Raw genomic sequence first — 14,280 nt, 5'->3', positions numbered from 1 at the left:
ACAAGGTAGCATGTGACGCACGCTAGCGCCTGCCGGTGCGTCGATCAGCCCTTGGTCGCCCCCGCGGTGAGACCGCCGACGATGTACTTCTGAAGGAAGAGGAAGAGGACCATCACCGGGATCGCCGCCATGACCGCGCCGGCGGAGAAGGCCGACCAGTCGGCGTAGCGAGGGTTCGCCACGAGCTTGGTCAGACCGACGACGAGGGTCTGCTGATCCACGTCGACGAGCATGACGCTGGCGATCACGTACTCGTTCACCGTGCCGATGAAGGAGAGCAGACCGACGACCGCGAGGATCGGGGCGACCAGGCGGAGGATGATCGTGAAGAAGATCCGCGCGTGCCCGGCGCCGTCGATGCGGGCGGCCTCATCGATCTCCTTCGGGATCGTGTTGAAGAAGCCGTACATCAGGTAGGTGTTCACACCGAGCGCGCCGCCGAGATAGACGAGGATCAGGCCGGTGTGCGTGTTGAGGCCGATCGCCGGGAACCAGTCCCCCAGCGTCGACATCAGCAGGAAGATCGCGACCACAGCGAGGAGCTGCGGGAACATCTGCACCACGACGATGGTGACGAGCCCCACGCGACGGCCCGCGAAGCGCATGCGGGAGAAGGCATATGCCGCACACGCTCCGATGAACACGGTGACCGCGCCCGTCACGACCGCGATGAGCAGCGTGTTCAGGAACCACGTTCCGTACGGGTTCTGCGGGTCGCTGAGGATGCGCACGTAACTGTCGATCCCGATGGCCGAGAAGAGCTGGTTCGATCCGGTGAGCGTGCCCTTCGGGTTGAGCGAGGCCGACACGACGTACAGGAGCGGGAAGAGGGCGAAGGCGCTCACCACGATGGCGACGAGGTGACGCCATCCGGTGTCGGCGAACCAGGCGCCGAACGAACGACGCGGCGGAGCGGTGCGCGGGGCGGTGGCGGTGCTGGGGACGGTGCTCATGTCAGTTCAGCTCCTCGAGGGCCTTGGTCTTGCGGAAGCTGATGATCGAGATCGTCGCGACCACGACGAAGATCAGGATCGTGAAGGCGGAGGCGAGACCGTAGTCGCGGGTCTGTCCGGTGAAGGCCACTTTGTAGACCATCGAGATGAGGATGTCGGTGTGGCCGACGGGGATCGACACGTCGCTGAAGCGCGGGCCGCCCTTGGTCAGCATGTAGATCAAGTTGAAGTTGTTGAAGTTGAACGCGAACGACGAGATCAGCAGCGGTGCCACGGTCACCAGCAGCAGCGGCAGCTTGATGCGGCGGAAGATCTGCCACGCGTTCGCGCCGTCCATGACGGCGGCCTCGTTCACGTCGTCCGGGATGCCCTGCAGCGCGCCCATGCAGACGAGGAACATGTACGGGAAGCCGAGCCAGAGGTTCACCAGCAGCACGGACACCTTCGCCAGCACCGGATCGGTGAGCCACGGGATGGCCGCGCCACCGAACAGCACCTGGTTGATGAACCCGAAGCTCTCGTTCATCATCCCGGCCCAGACGAGCGCGGAGAGGAACGCGGGGAAGGCGTACGGGAGGATGAGGATGATCCGGTAGCCGTTGCGGAAGCGCATGCGCGTGTTGTTGAAGACGAGCGCGAGCAGCAGGCCGAGGAAGAAGGTCGTCGCGACGGACACCAGCGCGAAGACGAAGGTCCAGACGGTGACGGAGATGAGCGGTCCGCGGATGGACTCGTCGGTCACCGCGCGGACGAAGTTGTCGAAGCCGACCGTGGTCTGCCAGCCGGGCAGCAGCTGCTCGCCGTCCTCCGCGGTGAACGCACCGTCGCCGGTATCGCTGTAGACCGTGCCGGTCGCGGTGTCCGTGATCGTGTCGGCAGCGGCGTCGTAGGTCAGCGTCGAGACGTACAGGTAGCCGTTCTGCCCGTCGGGTGCACGGAGGCTGCCGTCGTTGGGGTCGTCGCTGAACGGGACGGAGAGCTGCTCCAGCTCCTCCGACAGGGTGAAGACGGTGGCGAGCGGAAGCGTGGTCCACCCGTCGACGGCGACCGCCGTGCCGCCTTCGAACTCCGCATCGACCTCGGCGAGAGGCTGCTCCGCCGTGCCGAGGAGCGCATCGCCGTCGTCGGGATCCGTGACGAGGAGGCCGTAGGTGCCGAACTGCTCGACCACCGTGACGGGGTACGTCGGAGAGTCCTCGACGCGCTCCTGCGCGGAGGCGAGCAGCGACGAGATCGCCTGCTCCTTGCTCCCGTTGTGACCGGTGCCGTAGTTCGTGAAGCCGATGTAGCCCGTGTAGAGCAGCGTGAAGACCTGGAACAGGACCAGGAAGATGATCCCGGGCGTGAGGTACTTCGCCGCGATGCGCTTGCGGGAGAAGTAGATGTAGTTGACGACGACCGTCACCGCGACGACGAGGCCGAGCACCAGCCACTCGCGCTGCACGAGCAGCACGAACACGGCGTAGACGGCGATCGCGTCCACGATCGCCAGCAACAGGATCTTGAGCAGCATCCACCCGATCGGTCGGGAGGCCGCCTCGGCGATCTTCGCCGCCTGGCGCTGCCGAGGCGTGGGGGGCGCGGTGCGCTCTTCGGTGTCTGTCATGTCGTCCTCGTCATGGTCCTGCCGGGGCGGGCTGGGTGGCCCGCCCCGGCAGGGTCGTCATCTTGTCGGCCGTTACTCGATCGCGGCGGTCACGTCGTCGACGAGCTTCTGCCACGTCGCCTGCGGGTCCTCGCCGTTGATGATGGCGGCCTCGGCCACTCCCCAGAACTGCCAGACCGCGCCCATGGCGGGGATCGCCGGCATGGGGACCGCGTCGGCACCGACGGACTGGAAGCCGGCGATGATCGGGTCGGACGCCGCGGTGTCGGCGGCAGCGGTGAGGGCCGGGAGGACGTTGCCGGCCTTGAACAGCTCCAGCTGCACGTCCTCCGTGCCGAGGTAGTTGACGAGGAAGTCGTTGGCCGCGACCTTGTTCTTCGACTCGGCGCTCACGAAGAAGCCCTTGACGCCGGCGAACGGCGAGGCCGTCTCCCCCGTCGGGCTCGGGATCGGGTCGATCTCGACGTTGATGCCCGCCTCGGTGGCCGCGCCCACGTTCCACGGGCCGGTCAGCCAGAAGGCGGCGGTGCCGTCGAGGAACTGCTGCTTGGCGATCTCACCGTCGATGTCGGTGTTCAGCGTGCCGGCCGCGCCCTGCGCCCCCAGCCAGTCGGCGAAGGCGAAGCCGCCCTCGCTGCCGAGCTGCAGGTCGGTCGGGTCGTAGCTGCCGCTGTCGTCGGTGCCGAAGACCGGAGCGCCGAACGCGGTCTGGAACGGGTACAGGTGGTACGGGTTGCCCTCGGCGCCCTGCTCCACCACGAAGGTGCCCTTCGAGACCATGTCGTCGAAGCTCGTCGCGGGCTCGGGGACGAGGTCGGCGTTGCGCAGGACCGCGATGTTCTCGACCGCGTACGGGAGCATGTAGACGGTGCCCTCGTAGGTCGCCGCCTGGAGCGCGACGGGGAGGTAGTCCTCGGAGCTGTCGCCGAGCTCGATCGGCGCGACGACACCGTTGGTCGAGAGCTCGCCGAGCCAGTCGTGAGCGCCCATGACCACGTCGGGGCCCTTGCCGGTCGGGACCTGCTGGATGAAGTCGTCCTTCATGTCGTCGACGGACTTCCCCACCAGCTTGACCGTGACACCGGTCTTCTCCTGGTACGCGTCCGCCGCGCCCTGCAGCGCGTCGACCCGCTCGGCGTCGACCCAGACGGTCAGCGTGCCGCCGCTGTCTCCACCGGAGGAAGAGTCGTCGCCGCCGGAGCCGGTCGAGCAGCCGGCGAGCGTCAGAGCCGAAACGATGGCGATGGCGCCCGCGGCGACCATGCCCCTCTTGTTCACCTTCATTGGTGTGTGCCTCTCTCAGTGCTGAGCGCCTGCAAGACTGCAAGCGCTTACAGTATGCATCGTTTCGAAAGGCGATCACAATCCGCAACCGCGTCGATATCAACCCGTGACCGGCCCGGCACCCGGCGCGCGGCATGAAAACGCTTCCATATCGGCCGGAGTTCCAACCTTTCGCGGCTCCGCGGGGGTTCCCCGTACGGCTCATCTACGAGAGCATCGCTGGATGGGGATCCACGTTCGGGCGGCTGCCGCCGTCGTCGTCCTGTCCACGGTCGCGCTCAGCGGATGCACCAGCGTGGGAGCCGCATACGCCGTGCTCGATCGGGAAGCCGGGGCGCGGGACGAGGTTCCGGCAGATCTTCCCGGCTACGCGTGGGACGACGTGGACCAGGCGACAGCCCGGTTCGTCGGCGAAGACGAAGGGACATCCCTGTGGCTCGCTCGCGCCCGCGACGACGCTTCCGCATGCCTCTTGGCGTACGCCGACGAGGAGAGCTGGGTGCTCGGGTGCGGCGGTGGCGGCGCGCTCTTCTCGGTCGGAGGCATGACGGGCACGTTCACCGTCGTCCCCGACGGTGCGCCCGCTCCGGAGGGGATGACTCGGATATCCGAGAACGTCTACACGGCGAGCGGCGGCAGTTCGCACTCGTAGGCGACCGTGACGTAGCCGACCTGGTCCCCGTTCGGAGAGGTCACCGCCATCGGGTCGCCACCGTACGCGCCGATCAGTCTTGTGATCCGCAGACGCGCTCCCGGGGTGCCGCGCCCACGGGACTTTCCGCACAGCCGCGGATACAGTTGAGGCATGGCTGACAGTTCCTTTGACATCGTCTCGAAAGTGGATCGCCAGGAGGCCGAGAACGCCCTGAACCAGGCGCGCAAAGAGGTGGAGCAGCGCTACGACTTCAAGGGGACCGGTGCTTCGATCGCCTGGAGCGGCGAGCAGATCCTCATCACCGCGAACACCGAGGAGCGCGCGAACGCCGTCCTCGACGTGTTCCAGTCCAAGCTCATCAAGCGCGGCATCTCCCTGAAGAGCCTCGACTCGGGCGAGCCCTTCGCCAGCGGCAAGGAGTTCCGCATCATGTCGAGCCTGAAGGACGGCATCTCCTCCGAGAACGCGAAGAAGATCGGCAAGATCATCCGCGACGAGGGCCCCAAGGGCGTGAAGAGCCAGATCCAGGGCGACGAGCTGCGCGTGCAGTCCAAGAGCCGCGACGACCTCCAGGCCGTGATCGCGCTCCTCAAGGGCAGCGACCTCGACATCGATCTGCAGTTCATCAACTACCGCTGACGCCACTCGCGTCGGAGGCCAGGGCTCGGGAGTCATCCCGGGCCCTTTCTTTTCCCCGGTCAACGCATACCGAGATATCGGTGTTCTTCGTCGAGACTGGAGGCGGTCGTGACTCGTCACGACTCCGACGCCATCCCCGCCCGACACCCGATCGCCGCGGTGGATGCGCTTCGAGGATGCCACGCCGGCTCAGGGGAGGGAGCGGCGCGGGCCCCCGGAGCTCGCGTCGGCCTGGGGTCTGCCGACGTCGCACGCCGACCGGTCCCGGGTTCATGACAGGCCTCCCCGCCCGCTGCGCGCCCCCACGCGGATCGGCCCCCCGAGGAGGCATGACGGCAATCCTGCGGCCGTCGCTCCCCTCATCGCCCGGGAGCGGACGTCGGTCGCAGACCAAGAACCACCGGGGGCTGGGCCATGGCGCAGATCGAGTCGAAGAGCATCGGAGAGAACAAGCAGCTGCTGGCGGATGAGGTGTTCCACCACATCGGGCGGCTGATCACGGAGGGAGAGTTCGCCGAGGGCGACCGGATCCGGGACGTCGACGTGGCGGACGAGCTCCACGTCTCGCGGACGCCGGTCCGCGAAGCACTGCAGCGCTTGGAGCGACTGGGACTGGTGACGATGTACCCGAGCCGGTACACGGAGGTGACGATGGTCACGCCGCAGGTGGTGGCCGAATCGCTGGAGTTCGCCGGCTACCAGGGAGGCATCACGGCCCGGATGGCGGTGCCGCGACTCAGCGCGGTCCAGCGCGAGCGGGTGCAGGAGCTCATCGCTCGAATGCAGGACTCGCTCACCGACGGCGCGTCCACGGCACGGGCGCGATGGGCGGTCTTCGCCTACCTCGCCGACCACAGCGGGAACCGTCAGCACCGGATGCTCATCGACGATGTCGCCGTCGCGGTGACCCGGAACCTGCGCGCCTGGGTGGTGCGCCCCGGCGATCGCGAGCGGATGCGGCAGGTGTACGCCGACTTCGCCGAAGCGGTGCGCGCCGGCGACGGCGACGAGGCGGAGCGCCTCGCACGCGCGATGTACTACGTCTGAGCGGCGCGCCAGCCGACGACCCAGCGGTGCAGGCGACGATACGCGTCCTCGCGGGCTTCATGCCGGGACAGGAAGACGTCGTGCAGGGCGCCGTCGATCCGTTCGACGGTCACGGAGGAGCCGAGCCGCAGGGCCGCGCGGGCGATGTCGTCGACGACGAGGACGGAGTCGGCGGCGGTCAGCTCCTCCGACCACCGGGTCGGCGGCACGAACCGCTTCGACAGGAGGACGCAGACCGGCGCCGCGATGTCCAGACCCGCGGCGACGGCCTTGTGCCCGGTGAGGATCGCGTTGAGCCACCCGGCGTACACGGCCATCGTCTGCACGGGACGCCACGCGGTGTTGACCTCCATCGGGTCGTCCGGGTCGGCCACCTCCTGCTGCGCCCGGGTGTAGTAGCCGAGGTCGACCTGCGGCGCGACGTCGAGCGGTCGGATCCGCGCTTGGAACTCGACCATCGGGGCGATCGCGGCGCGCACGGGGGCGAACTGGAATTCGAGCCAGGGACTGTTCAGGATGAGAGCACCGGCCGCGCCGGGATGCCGGGCCGCCCACAGGCTCAGCGTCAGCCCTCCGGTCGAGTGTCCGAGCAGGATCAGGCGTCGCCCGCTCTCCTCGCCGCCCTCGCCGCGCCCCATCGCGTCCAGGGCCGCGGCGATGTCCTCGTCGTAGGTGGACAGGTCGGTGATGTAGCCGGGGGTCTGGCCCTCGCGCAGACTGCGCCCGTACTTGCGGAGGTCGAGGGCGAAAAAGCGGGCACCACGAGCGGTCCAGAATCGGGCCAACCGCTTCTGGAAGAAGTAGTCCGACCACCCGTGGATGTAGAGCACGTCCACGCCCTCGAGCAGCGGGCGACGGCGCCGAGCGCGCTCCCACCACGGGACCGGAGCCGGCAGCGCGCGCACGAGGGTGGCCACCACCGGGCCCTGCTCGTCACTGCCGAGGTCGAGGGTGAGCTGGGCGAACTCGTCTCCGAGCACATCCGGGATCCACTCGGCCATGCGTCCTCCCCCTCGTGCCCAGGCTAGCCCACGGCCGTCATTCGCCGCCGGGGCGGGCCACGGAGAAATCGTCCGCGATGGCGGCGCCGATCGGGGCGAGGTCGTCGATCCCTGACCCTTCGAACGTGGTCAGACGCAGCCAGTCCTGCCCCACCCGGAGGTCGAGCACCGACCGGCCGAGCTCGTCGACGCCGGTCACGGCGGCGTCCGCCCCCTCGACGTCGACGGTGTCCTCGCCGTCCAGCCGGTCGAAGGCCCAGGCGCCGCCGGGAAGCGTGGTGAGGGTGAGGTAGCCCTGTGCCGCATACTCGTCCTCGGCCGAGGCGTAGTAGCAGATCCGCGAGCCGTTGCGCTCCTGGTACACCTCGGCCGGGATGGACCAGCCGCCGAAGGCGTCGACGACGTGCACCTCGGCGCCGACCCGCTCCGCGAGCTCGGTGGCGGTGAGGAAGCGCGTGCAGTCGACCCCGGCGACCGGGCTCTCCGGGACCTCCACGGGCTGCAGCGAGGCGACGGCGGTCGCGGCGAGCCCGCGCAGCACCTCCTCGAGCGACGCGGTGTCGTCCGGTCCGCGCTCCGGGTCGACGATCGTGGCCGAGACGAGCACGTCGCCGTCGACGATCTGGAAGAAGCAGTACCCGCCGCCTTCGCAGCGCGCCTCCTCACCGAAGTATCCGCCGCGGGACTCCGCCCCCGTCGTGACCTCGTCCGCGTCCGGGAGGATCGTGACCTCCCAGTTGCGCTCCGCCGTCCCCGCCGAACAGGCGATCCCGCCGGCCCGCTGGAACATGTGCTGCGCCGGTCCGGGGTACCAGCTCGGGGAGGACCAGACCCCGAGGACCTCGGCGACGTCGCCGCCGGCCTCGCCGAGCGCACTCGACATGGCCGCGTCGACATCGGCGCAGTCCACGTCGAAGGCGGGCGTCGGCGCCTCGGCCCCCGGTGTCGGCGCGGTCGTGACCGCGGCCGACGGCGTCCTGGTCGGCTTCACCTCGGGTTCGGGCGCACAACCGGACAGCAGGAGCACGGCCACGGCGCCGAGGGCCAGGAGTGCACGAGGTCGCATGGCCTCAGCCTAGGGGCGCGGGGGCCCGGCGCCGGGAGCACGCCCCGGCGCCGAGACGACTCACTCGCCGCGGGAGACGCGCACCATCTCCTCACGCGGGACGACCTTCACGCGCGCCCGCTCCTGGGGCGCGCCGAGGCTGATCTCGTGCTCGTCGAGGCGGTGCCAGCCGTCCAGGTCGGTCCAGGCGACGCCGCGCTCGGCGAGCAGTGCCGGGATGGCCTCCTCGGACGGGTCTTCCGGGTGCCACCACGAGCCCTGGTCGTTGATCAGGTGACGGACGGTCTCCATGGCGTCGGACTTCGTGTGGCCGATGAGGCCGACCGGGCCGCGCTTGATCCAGCCGGTCGCGTACACGCCGGGGACGCGGTCGTTGGAGTCCTTCGCGAGCACCTGGCCCTCGTGGTTCGGGATGACGCCGTGCTTCTTGTCGAAGGGGACGCCCGGCAGCGGCGAGCCGAAGTAGCCGATCGCGCGATACAGCGCCTGCACGGGTACCTCGCGCAGCTCACCGGTGCCGACCGCACCGCCCTGGCCGTCCGGCTGGGTGCGCTCGTACACGAGAGCCGCGACACGGCCGTTCTCGTCGGTGCGCACCTCGACCGGGCGCGCCCAGAAGTGCAGGTGCAGACGGCGCGAGGCGGTGCCGCCGGCGTTGTTGACGGAGTCGCGCTTGCGCCACGACTGCAGGATGCGGTCGATGACCATGACCTGCTTGTTGCTCGCGACCGCGTCCTTCGAGGCCTCGTCGTAGTCGAAGTCCTCGTCGTAGACGACCATGTCGACGTCGCGGAGCTCCCCCAGCTCGCGGAGCTCCAGCGGCGTGAACTTCACCTGGGCCGGGCCCCGGCGGCCGAACACGTGCACATCCGTGACGGCGCTCGCCTTGAGTCCCTCGTACACGTTCTCGGGGACCTCGGTGACGAGGAGGTCCTCCGCGTGCTTCGCGAGCATGCGGGAGACGTCGAGGGCGACGTTGCCGTTGCCGAGGACCGCCACCGACGCGGCGTCCAGCGGCCACTCGCGCGGCACGTCGGGGTGTCCGTCGAACCAGCTCACGTAGTCGGCGGCGCCGTAGGAGCCCACCGCGTCGATGCCGGGGATGTCCAGCGACGTGTCACGGATCGCCCCGGTGGCGAAGATGACCGCGTTGTAGTGCTTCTTGAGGTCGTCGAGCGTGATGTCCTCGCCGAACCGAACGTTGCCGAAGAGGCGGATGTCGCCACGGTCGAGCACGTCGCGCAGGGCGGTGATGATGCCCTTGATGCGGGGGTGGTCGGGGGCGACGCCGTACCGGACGAGCCCGTAGGGGGCGGGGAGCTGCTCGAACAGGTCGATGGACACGTCGAACTTGCGCTCGGCCTTCAACAGGATGTCCGCGGCGTAGATGCCTGCAGGGCCGGCGCCGACGATGGCCAGTCTCAGCTTGGTCATGGAGGTCCTTTCGTGTGCCGTCGCGGCGGACACCCGGGCCCGGGGCCCGTACGGTGTCAGCTGGAGCGCTCGGCGAGAGTCTCGGCGAATCGGGTGAGCGCTTCGCGCACGGTGCCGCGCGGAAGGGCGGTGAGGGCGTCGATCGCCTCCTGCGTCCACGCGTGGGCGAGCTCGAGGGTCTTCTGGGTGACGGCGTGGTCGCGGAGCTCGTCCAGCGGTCCGTCGAGGATCGCCGGGTCGGCGCCGTCGGCGATGAGGGCCACACCGTCGTCGATGCGGGCGGCGAGGTCGGCTGCGGCGTCGTCGTCCTCCGCCTTGAGCAGGAGGTATGGCATGGTCGGGACGCCCGCGCGCAGGTCGGTGCCCGGGACCTTGCCCGTCTCCTCGGGCTTGGCCGACAGGTCGATCACGTCGTCGAGGAGCTGGAAGGCGACGCCGATCTTCTCGCCGTAGACGCGCAGCGGCTCCTCGTACTCCGCCGGGGCGTTCGAGAAGATCACGCCGCCCTGGGTGGCCGCCGCGATCAGCGAACCGGTCTTGTCCGCGAGCACCTGGATGTAGAACGCGATCGGGTCGTCGTCCGGCTGCGGACCGAGGGTCTCGTGCATCTGCCCGAGGACGAGGCGCTCGAACGTGTCGGCCTGGAGCCGGATGGCGCGCTCGCCGAGCCGCGACATGAGCTGGCTGGCGCGCGAGAAGAGGATGTCGCCGGTGAGGATGGCGATGTTGTTGCCCCACACCGTCTGCGCGGCGGGGACACCGCGGCGGCGGTCCGCGCCGTCCATGACGTCGTCGTGATACAGCGAGCCGAGGTGCGTGATCTCCAGCGCCTTCGCGACGTCGATCACCTCTCGGGTGTTGCCGTCGCCGAGCTGGGCCGCGAGCAGCGTGAGGACGGGGCGGATGCGCTTGCCGCCGGCCTCGTACAGATAGCGGCTGGCGGCGTCGGCGAGGGGGTCGGCGACACGCACGTCGTCCGCGAGCCCGGTCTCGACCAGCTCCAGTCCGTCTTCGATGGTGCGGGCGATGCGACGCGCGGCGGGACCGACGAAGACGCGATCGCTGAAGCCGAGACGGCTCGCGAGTCGCGAACCCGGGGCGCTGGGGCTCGAAGTCACGCTCCCAGCCTACCTGCGTCGGGTGCCGCCGTTCGCGCCGTGCTCACGCGGGCTTGCGCGCCCGGTGCAGGGCCACGATGCCGAAGGTGAGGTTGCGGTAGGCGACATCCTGCCAGCCGGCCTCCCTGATCCATTCGGACAGCCGCTTCTGGTCGGGCCAGTCGCGGATCGACTCGTTCAGATAGTCGTAGGCGTCGCCGTTCGTTCCGGCGACCCGGGCCACGCGCGGGAGCACCTGCGCGTTGTAGAACCGGTAGGCCCCGCGGAACAGCTTCCCCGGAGGCGTGGAGAACTCGTTGATGACGAGGCGGCCGCCCGGCTTGGTCACCCGGTAGAGCTCGCGCAGCGCCTTCTTCGGGTCGTTCACGTTGCGCAGCGCGTACGACATCGTCACCGCGTCGAACTCCTCGTCCGCGAACGGCAGGGCGGTGGCATCCGCCTGCACGAAGGAGAGGTTGCGCATCGCTCCATGGCGACGCTGCCCCTCGGCGAGCATGCCGGGCGAGAAGTCCGCCGCGACGACCTGCGCGCCGCTGCGGGCGAGGGAGGCGGAGGAGGATGCCGTGCCCGCTCCGAGATCGAGGATGCGCTCCCCCGGCTTCGGGGCGACGGCGCGGGTGGTCGCGGCCCGCCACAGCGCGTCGTTGCCGAACGTCATCGCGGTGTTCGTGCGGTCATACCCGGCGGCGACCTGGTCGAACATGCCGCTGACGCGGGCGGGGTCCTTGCCGAGATCGGCGCGGTTCTTGTCGTTCGCGGTCACGCGTCCAGTCTAGGCGCGAGGTCCAGCGCTTCGAGTCGGTCCAGCCAGGGATCGGCCGTGGCGTCGTCGAACGGCGCCGTGCGTTCCCTGACCCTCGTCTCGAGGTCGAGCGCCAGCTCCTCCAGATGTCGCATGACGGGGGCCGGGTAGCCGTAGCGGGCGCTGTGCTCCGCCCACTCGTCGCGGTCGTCGACCCAGGTGCCGCGCTCGCCCTCCACACGGACGACGTCGAGGTCCATGTCGATGCCCGTCGCGAGCAGCGGGTCGTCCGACCACCGCACGTCCCACCCGAGATCGATGTAGACACGCATCCCCCGGGGGTGCCGGCGATTGACGGTGAGCGCGAAGTCGGCGCTCGGCGGGACAAGGGTGACGTTCGGCGTGGCCGCGTGGAACTCCGCCCCCGGGCGGGCGCTGTGCCAGCCGGTGGGCTGCCCCATCCAGTCGCCCCACCGGTCGGCACCGAGGTACACGCACTCGTGGCGCCAGTGCGGCGACCCGTCCCACTTGCGCCACTGGAAGATCATCTCGGCACCGGCTGCGGGACGCGCATCGCTCATCCGCCCACCCTACGTCCGCGGAATAGGCTGGAGTCGTGCAGCACACCCCCCTGGTCGTGGAGACCCGAGAGATCGATCCGGTCGAAGACCTCCTCTCCTTCGCGGACCCCGCCCGCCCGCTCGCCTGGTTCCGCCGCGGCGACGGGATCGTGGCGGTGGGTGATCCGGTCGCCGAGCTCCGCCCGTCGGCCGAGGAGGGGCGCACCCGCGCCGAGACCCTCGCGGCGCTCTGGCAGGGGCTCGCGGCGGCGGCCGAGGTCTCCGATCCGCTGCGTCTCCCCGGAACCGGACTCGTCGCGTTCGGGGCCTTCACCTTCGACGAGGACTCGCGCGCCGACAGCGTGCTCGTCATCCCGTCGCGGATCCTCGGCCGCCACGGCGACCGCTTCTGGGAGACCCGCATCCACCGCTCCGACGACGAGCGTGCGCCGGGTGCCGTCGAGGCCGCGGAGTACGGACCGCACTGGGCGGGCACCGTGGGCCCCGGAGCGCAGAGCCCCCAGGGCTACCAGGACGCCGTGCGGGGCGCGCTGGCCCGCATCGCGGACGGCGAGCTCAGCAAGGTGGTCCTCGCCCGCGACCTCCAGGGCACCATCCCCGCGGGCTCCGACCTGCGGCGACTCGTCCGCGCGCTGGCCACCGGATACCCGGACACCTGGGTCTTCGCGGTCGACGGACTGATCGGCGCGAGCCCGGAGACCCTCGTCACGGTGCAGGACCGGACGGTGACCGCTCGTGTGCTGGCCGGAACGATCGGGCGCGGGGCCGACGCCGACGCGGACACCGCCGCCTCCGCGCACCTCGCCTCCAGCACCAAGGACCTCGATGAGCACCAGTACGCCGTGCAGAGCGTGCTCGCGTCCCTCCGCCCGTACACCAGGGCCCTGGCGGCGAGCGAGCAGCCGTTCCTCCTCAAGCTGCCCAACCTCTTCCACCTCGCGACCGACGTGGAAGGCGAGCTGGAGAACGGCCGCTCGGCCCTCGACCTCGTGCGCGCACTCCACCCGACCGCGGCCGTCGCCGGCACCCCGACGCCGACGGCCATCGCCGCCATCCGGGAGCTCGAACCGTTCGACCGCGGGCGCTACGCCGGACCGGTCGGCTGGGTCGACGCGGACGGCAACGGCGAGTGGGCCATCGCGCTGCGGTGCGCGCAGTTCACGACGACCGGCGACGCGATCGCGGTCACCGCGTACGCCGGGGCCGGGATCGTCGCCGGATCGGATCCGGAGAGCGAGCTCCTCGAGACACGCGTGAAGTTCCGCCCGCTCGTCGACGCGCTCGCCTGAGCCCCCCGCGCAGTCAGCTCGCGGCGAGACGCTTCTTCTCGGCCTCGACGTCGAAGTCGGCCACCGGCCACTGCGGATCGATGTCCTCGAGGGCGGCCAGCAGCAGCTCCTGCACGGCCAGCCGCGCGTACCACTTGGCGTTCGCCGGCACGACGTACCAGGGCGCAGCCTCGGTGGACGTGCGATCGAAGACGGTCTGGTACGCCTCCATGTACTGCGGCCACAGCATCCGCTCGTCGACGTCGCCCGGGTTGTACTTCCAGTGCTTGTCCGGGCGCTCCAGGCGCTCCATCAGCCGCGCCTTCTGCTCCTCCGGGGAGATGTGCAGCATGACTTTGACGATGCGGACGCCGGAGGCCGCGACGCGCTCCTCGAACGCGTTGATCGCGTCGTAGCGCCGCTCGATCTCGGGGGCGTCGGCGAGCTGCCGCACCCGTCCGATGAGCACGTCCTCGTAGTGCGAGCGGTCGAACACCCCGATGAACCCGGGCTCCGGCACCCTCTTCTCGACGCGCCACAGGAAGTCGTGCTGCCGCTCCTCCGCCGTCGGCGCCTTGAACGCGGCGAGCGCGACGCCCTGCGGATCGACGCCCCCGACCACGTGCCGGACGATGCCGCCCTTGCCTGCGGAGTCCATCGCCTGCAGGACGAGCAGCACCGCGTCCTGCGCCGTGCCCACCCGGTTCTCGGCGAAGAGCCGCTCCTGCAGGTCGTTCAGGCGTTCGAGACCGGCTTCGAGGTCGGCCGTGCCGCGGGACTTGCCGTGGTCGTAGCCGGGCTTGCTGTCGGGATCGACGTCGGCGAGGCGGAAGCCGGGCCGCACCCGCAGGTTCTGCGTCCAGGTGTGCGCGTTCATACGCACATG

General features: G+C 70.0%; 14 protein-coding genes. 4 read left to right on the top strand and 10 right to left on the bottom strand.

Translation table 11 applies throughout. The features are described 5' to 3' along the window. Positions 1-44: 44 nt before the first annotated feature. From AC2W7E_RS08745 to AC2W7E_RS08735, 3 genes are all read right to left on the bottom strand, one after another. Positions 45-953 carry a sugar ABC transporter permease gene (locus AC2W7E_RS08745; RefSeq protein ID WP_062765238.1) on the bottom strand — a complete coding sequence of 303 codons (909 nt, stop codon included), beginning with the start codon at positions 951-953 and terminating at the stop codon, positions 45-47. Position 954: 1 nt separating this feature from the next. Next, positions 955-2,559, bottom strand: a complete 1,605-nt coding sequence (gene malF / locus AC2W7E_RS08740) for a maltose ABC transporter permease MalF (RefSeq protein ID WP_485988945.1) — start codon at positions 2,557-2,559, stop codon at positions 955-957. 72 nt (positions 2,560-2,631) lie between these two features. Further along, entirely contained in the window at positions 2,632-3,843 is a 1,212-nt protein-coding gene (locus AC2W7E_RS08735; RefSeq protein ID WP_062765244.1) for a sugar ABC transporter substrate-binding protein, read from the bottom strand. Between the two features lie 223 nt (positions 3,844-4,066). Here AC2W7E_RS08735 and AC2W7E_RS08730 point away from each other — a divergent pair, with 223 nt between their 5' ends. The 3 genes from AC2W7E_RS08730 to AC2W7E_RS08720 all read left to right on the top strand — a co-directional run bounded on the left by AC2W7E_RS08730 (position 4,067) and on the right by AC2W7E_RS08720 (position 6,184). Next, the gene (locus AC2W7E_RS08730) at positions 4,067-4,495 is read left to right on the top strand and encodes a hypothetical protein (RefSeq protein WP_378872223.1); all 429 of its coding nucleotides are present in this window, start codon (positions 4,067-4,069) and stop codon (positions 4,493-4,495) included. A gap of 153 nt (positions 4,496-4,648) precedes the next feature. Next, entirely contained in the window at positions 4,649-5,137 is a 489-nt protein-coding gene (locus AC2W7E_RS08725) for a YajQ family cyclic di-GMP-binding protein (protein WP_062765250.1), read from the top strand. A 414-nt stretch (positions 5,138-5,551) separates the two neighbouring features. Beyond that, positions 5,552-6,184, top strand: a complete 633-nt coding sequence (locus AC2W7E_RS08720; RefSeq protein WP_249521585.1) for a GntR family transcriptional regulator — start codon at positions 5,552-5,554, stop codon at positions 6,182-6,184. On the opposite strand, the gene AC2W7E_RS08715 is transcribed toward AC2W7E_RS08720, so the two are convergent. The 6 genes from AC2W7E_RS08715 to AC2W7E_RS08690 are packed head-to-tail and all read right to left on the bottom strand — an operon-like array spanning position 6,175 to position 12,126. After that, positions 6,175-7,185 (bottom strand): alpha/beta hydrolase, encoded by a 1,011-nt coding sequence (locus tag AC2W7E_RS08715; protein ID WP_485988944.1) that lies wholly within the window; start codon positions 7,183-7,185, stop codon positions 6,175-6,177. The two genes, AC2W7E_RS08720 and AC2W7E_RS08715, sit on opposite strands and share 10 nt — an antisense overlap. A gap of 37 nt (positions 7,186-7,222) precedes the next feature. After that, a complete protein-coding gene (locus AC2W7E_RS08710) occupies positions 7,223-8,251 on the bottom strand; it encodes a hypothetical protein (RefSeq protein WP_249521586.1) in 1,029 nt (342 codons plus the stop codon). A gap of 60 nt (positions 8,252-8,311) precedes the next feature. Next, positions 8,312-9,685, bottom strand: a complete 1,374-nt coding sequence (locus AC2W7E_RS08705) for an FAD-dependent oxidoreductase (protein WP_062632898.1) — start codon at positions 9,683-9,685, stop codon at positions 8,312-8,314. A 56-nt stretch (positions 9,686-9,741) separates the two neighbouring features. Further along, on the bottom strand, positions 9,742-10,803 hold the full coding sequence (locus AC2W7E_RS08700; RefSeq protein WP_060921235.1) for a polyprenyl synthetase family protein: 1,062 nt from the start codon (positions 10,801-10,803) through the stop codon (positions 9,742-9,744). Between the two features lie 43 nt (positions 10,804-10,846). Then, entirely contained in the window at positions 10,847-11,566 is a 720-nt protein-coding gene (locus AC2W7E_RS08695; RefSeq protein WP_062765270.1) for a class I SAM-dependent methyltransferase, read from the bottom strand. Further along, on the bottom strand, positions 11,563-12,126 hold the full coding sequence (locus tag AC2W7E_RS08690; protein WP_085606400.1) for a DUF402 domain-containing protein: 564 nt from the start codon (positions 12,124-12,126) through the stop codon (positions 11,563-11,565). The genes AC2W7E_RS08695 and AC2W7E_RS08690 overlap by 4 nt, the downstream gene beginning before the upstream one ends. Before the next feature lie 35 nt (positions 12,127-12,161). Here AC2W7E_RS08690 and AC2W7E_RS08685 point away from each other — a divergent pair, with 35 nt between their 5' ends. Beyond that, the gene (locus tag AC2W7E_RS08685; protein WP_485988943.1) at positions 12,162-13,415 is read left to right on the top strand and encodes an isochorismate synthase; all 1,254 of its coding nucleotides are present in this window, start codon (positions 12,162-12,164) and stop codon (positions 13,413-13,415) included. 13 nt (positions 13,416-13,428) lie between these two features. Here the strand turns inward: AC2W7E_RS08685 and AC2W7E_RS08680 are convergent, their stop codons facing one another. After that, positions 13,429-14,271: a polyphosphate kinase 2 family protein gene (locus AC2W7E_RS08680; RefSeq protein ID WP_485988942.1), complete on the bottom strand. Its 843-nt coding sequence runs from the start codon at positions 14,269-14,271 to the stop codon at positions 13,429-13,431. Positions 14,272-14,280: the final 9 nt, after the last annotated feature.

This window comes from Microbacterium sp. CFSPD4_SD4, from assembly GCF_057364585.1.
The sequence above is the reverse complement of the archived record's forward strand: the minus strand, read 5'-3'. Positions and strand labels throughout refer to the sequence as shown.

Bases quoted from the DNA above. Each gene is read 5' to 3' on its own strand.
- AC2W7E_RS08745 (WP_062765238.1), bottom strand. From the start codon at position 953: ATGAGCACCGTCCCCAGCACCGCCACCGCCCCGCGCACCGCTCCGCCG.
- AC2W7E_RS08725 (WP_062765250.1), top strand. From the start codon at position 4,649: ATGGCTGACAGTTCCTTTGACATCGTCTCGAAAGTGGATCGCCAGGAG.
- AC2W7E_RS08715 (WP_485988944.1), bottom strand. From the start codon at position 7,185: ATGGCCGAGTGGATCCCGGATGTGCTCGGAGACGAGTTCGCCCAGCTC.
- AC2W7E_RS08690 (WP_085606400.1), bottom strand. From the start codon at position 12,126: ATGAGCGATGCGCGTCCCGCAGCCGGTGCCGAGATGATCTTCCAGTGG.
- AC2W7E_RS08720 (WP_249521585.1), top strand. From the start codon at position 5,552: ATGGCGCAGATCGAGTCGAAGAGCATCGGAGAGAACAAGCAGCTGCTG.
- AC2W7E_RS08710 (WP_249521586.1), bottom strand. From the start codon at position 8,251: ATGCGACCTCGTGCACTCCTGGCCCTCGGCGCCGTGGCCGTGCTCCTG.
- AC2W7E_RS08735 (WP_062765244.1), bottom strand. From the start codon at position 3,843: ATGAAGGTGAACAAGAGGGGCATGGTCGCCGCGGGCGCCATCGCCATC.
- AC2W7E_RS08705 (WP_062632898.1), bottom strand. From the start codon at position 9,685: ATGACCAAGCTGAGACTGGCCATCGTCGGCGCCGGCCCTGCAGGCATC.
- malF (WP_485988945.1), bottom strand. From the start codon at position 2,559: ATGACAGACACCGAAGAGCGCACCGCGCCCCCCACGCCTCGGCAGCGC.
- AC2W7E_RS08730 (WP_378872223.1), top strand. From the start codon at position 4,067: ATGGGGATCCACGTTCGGGCGGCTGCCGCCGTCGTCGTCCTGTCCACG.
- AC2W7E_RS08680 (WP_485988942.1), bottom strand. From the start codon at position 14,271: ATGAACGCGCACACCTGGACGCAGAACCTGCGGGTGCGGCCCGGCTTC.